3 protein-coding genes and 2 pseudogenes are annotated in these 3,008 nt (G+C 52.8%); 1 reads left to right on the top strand and 4 read right to left on the bottom strand.

What is annotated here, in order from left to right; translation table 11 throughout:
- The 4 genes and pseudogenes from QNM96_RS22815 to QNM96_RS22800 all read right to left on the bottom strand — a co-directional run.
- Positions 1 to 198, bottom strand: a pseudogene (locus QNM96_RS22815) (DDE-type integrase/transposase/recombinase); the annotation flags it as partial.
- Between the two features lie 104 nt (positions 199 to 302).
- Positions 303 to 534 (bottom strand): annotated as a pseudogene (locus tag QNM96_RS22810) (IS6 family transposase); the annotation flags it as partial.
- A 124-nt stretch (positions 535 to 658) separates the two neighbouring features.
- Positions 659 to 1,624, bottom strand: a complete 966-nt coding sequence (locus QNM96_RS22805) for an ABC transporter ATP-binding protein (protein WP_283839105.1) — start codon at positions 1,622 to 1,624, stop codon at positions 659 to 661.
- Between the two features lie 6 nt (positions 1,625 to 1,630).
- The gene (locus QNM96_RS22800) at positions 1,631 to 2,458 is read right to left on the bottom strand and encodes an ABC transporter permease (protein WP_283839104.1); all 828 of its coding nucleotides are present in this window, start codon (positions 2,456 to 2,458) and stop codon (positions 1,631 to 1,633) included.
- 106 nt (positions 2,459 to 2,564) lie between these two features.
- On the opposite strand from QNM96_RS22800, the gene QNM96_RS22795 reads away from it, so the two are divergent.
- The coding region (locus tag QNM96_RS22795) for an IS6 family transposase (protein ID WP_283839103.1) at positions 2,565 to 3,008 on the top strand (444 nt) is incomplete at its 3' end.

Here is a 3,008-nt window from a genome sequence, read left to right as displayed (position 1 = left end):
ATATCCAAACTGATCGTCGAGAAACATGGTTTCGGAGAGATCGTGTTTTTCGCGGAGTCCATGCAAGAACGCAGCTGCCGAATCGGTGCCGTGGCGTCCGAACAACTGGGTGTCGAGAACTATTGCAACATACAACCAAGACCACTCGCCGTTAATTTTGACAGCAGTCTCGTCAATCGCGACCCGCGTCGGCTTCGCCGTCCTCAAAACGCGATGCGTTCTGCTGTCGAGGTGAATCGAAGATTCGCCGACCGTTGGAGAGCAAAGCTCTCCAAGAGGCCGCACGAGAACAAAGGTCTCGTGGACGACGGCGGGTCAGAAATGCTATCAGCCAGCCGATGCACCCAATCCAAACCGCTCCATGAGAGCTTTTAACGCCTAATTCAGCGAGAATTGCTGTTGTCTCCCGAAGCGAACAACCGGTGGCGTGTAGACGGACGGCGAACGCGCTGACGCAATCGCCGTCCGCTCGTTCTCCCAAGTTGCTTCTAAATCTGCGTCGTAGCTATCGTTGAGCTGGTCTGCGAGCTTCATTCCAAATTAACTCAACGGCCTGCTCACTTCTCAAACTGGCTCAACTAGACAGTGCCCATATAACTGATAGTATTTAAGAAATTATAGTTCCAAGATGGCGTGACAGACGGTTGCCGGGCAAAGATCAGTTGCCATCGGCCGATCGAGACCCTGTATAATAACTAAATGCGTCCGAGTAGCCTGGTGACACGGTATCAATCTGCGTCGTCGTACTAGTTTCCTCCTTGATCGTCGCTTTAATCTCCGATAGCGAGTGGTCCTCAAGGTACCCTCGGGATTCAGCACCGACGTAGTAGACGTCACTGACGAGGTCACTGACGGCCATCGCGTCGCGCCGATTTTGGAACCGTACTACCGGTGGCAACTTATCGATGAGATGAGACGGCGTACCGAAAGCGGTGATATGACCGTCCGAAAGGAACGCAACTCGGCCAGCGATCTCGATGTCGATCGGATTGTGACTCGTGAGGAGAACGGACCGGTCTTCGTCGAGCAGTTCGAGGATAGTTCGATGCATTTCGCCAGCCATCGAGAGATCAATGCCAGCGGTGGGTTCGTCGAGAATGTATCCTGCAGCATCGACACTCAACGTCATTGCCAATTCGAGTTTTCGCTTCATTCCGCCGGAGTACGTTCGAACGGGATCATCAAGCGACTCCTCAAGATCGAATCGCTCGACGTACGTTTGCCAGCGCAAGGTAAACGGAGTATCCAAAGCGGCATAGAATTCGATGTTTTCGCGACCAGTAAGATCGTCGATCAGTACCGCGCCCTGCAGCAGTACTGCGAGGCTATCGCTGCGTCGTTGTGGTGATTGTGTCCCGAATACGCTAATCTCGCCACTATCTGGACGCTCGTTTCCAACTAAACACGAGAGAAATGTCGACTTGCCTGCGCCGTTCGGCCCGGCGAGAACGACTGCTTCGCCGCTGGCGATCGAAAGAGATAGATCCTCAAGCACCTGTTCGTCTCCGTACGATTTGCTCACGTTCGTCGCGTTGATCGTCTCGTTCGTCGACGTATCTGACACCTGTTCCGCCGGCGTTGCACTGACCGAGTTTCCGATTACTGAAGTGAGTACTTGTTTCATTGTCTATCAACTCCTGTGAAAGCGATGTGTGAGCAGCAGTCCGATACCGAACGAACCGATGCCATATCCTGCCATCAGCAGATGCTGGGTCATTCCAGGTATCCCCGGTTCAGGCATTTGATCGGCGGAAATATCGATCATATGATACAGCAGGATACGTGCCGAGAGGGAGTTCGGAAAAGCGTCCAGCCATTCGGCGTTTGGCGCAAAGAATTGCGGATTGCCACCGTTAAACCCAGTCAAGAAGAATGCACCAAGGACGAGGCTGATCGAGACGACTGTTACGGTTCGGGTATCAGAAATAACGGTCGCGATTCCCATTCCAATGACGACCCAGACGGTAGTCAAGGCGACGACCGTTCCGATCACGACCGGGATTGAGGTGATTGACCGAAATTGGTATTCGCCACCGAGGAAGATGGCAAATATGAGTACTACGCCGAGCGATACGAATGCTAACATGATACTCGCGAGCAACCGACCACCAAGGTCCGACAGCGGAGTAAGCGATGTCGTTCGAAACTTTAGGTAGTTCCCGTGTTCAAGATCACTGACGAACTGTTGGCTAAACACGTACAGTGCGACGAATAAGACGCCGAGTACACCGAACGTTATCGCAACGCTCCCAATAACTGGCGCGCGGTTCTCGGGCACCACCGTGCCGATATTTACGAAAACAAATAGATTGAACGCGAAGAACGCGGAGGGAAAGACGAGACACCAGAATAGTGATGCCTTATTACGGCGGATTTCTCGAACTGTCCGGACGATAAAGGCGGTTACTTGTCTGCCCTTCGTCGAATCAACGGTCAATCCGGAAGAATTCTTTTTCATCAGGTATCACGGGGCAACACGTAATGTTGTTAGTTCAATCATTTAGTGTTACTGTCTAGTTGAGTCAGTTTGAGAAGTGAGCAGGTCGTTAAGTTGATTTGGACAAATGCTCTCAGGCCTGCTCAGTGAGAGCTACGACGCGGATTTAGAAGCAACTTGGGAGAACGAGCGGACGGCGAACGCCCTAACGGACGTCGCCGTCCGCCTCCACGCAACTGGATGTTCGCTTCAGGAGACAACAAAGATTCTCGCCGAATTAGGCGTTGAACGCTCTCATGGAGCGGTTTGGAACTGGATACGTCGGCTGGCTAACAGCGTGCCAGTCCCGCCGTCGGCTTCGCCGACGCGGGTCGCGGTTGACGAGACTGCTGTCAAAATTAACGGCGAGTGGTCTTGGTTGTATGATGCAATAGACCTCGACACAAAGTTACTCCTCGACGTCCAGTTGTTCGGACGCCACGGCACTGATTCAGCGGCTGCGTTCTTGCATGGACTCCGTGAAAAACACGATCTCTCTGAAGCGGTGCTTCTCGTCGATCAGTTTGGCTAC

Source organism: Halostagnicola sp. A-GB9-2 (genome assembly GCF_030068615.1).
GTDB lineage: Archaea > Halobacteriota > Halobacteria > Halobacteriales > Natrialbaceae > Halostagnicola.
Note: the sequence above shows the minus strand (reverse complement) of the source record. Positions and strands in the feature narration are given on the sequence as shown.

What these genes read in the sequence shown, in the direction of transcription:
- QNM96_RS22800 (WP_283839104.1), bottom strand. Translation starts at nt 2,458, where the DNA reads ATGAAAAAGAATTCTTCCGGATTGACCGTTGATTCGACGAAGGGCAGA.
- QNM96_RS22805 (WP_283839105.1), bottom strand. Translation starts at nt 1,624, where the DNA reads ATGAAACAAGTACTCACTTCAGTAATCGGAAACTCGGTCAGTGCAACG.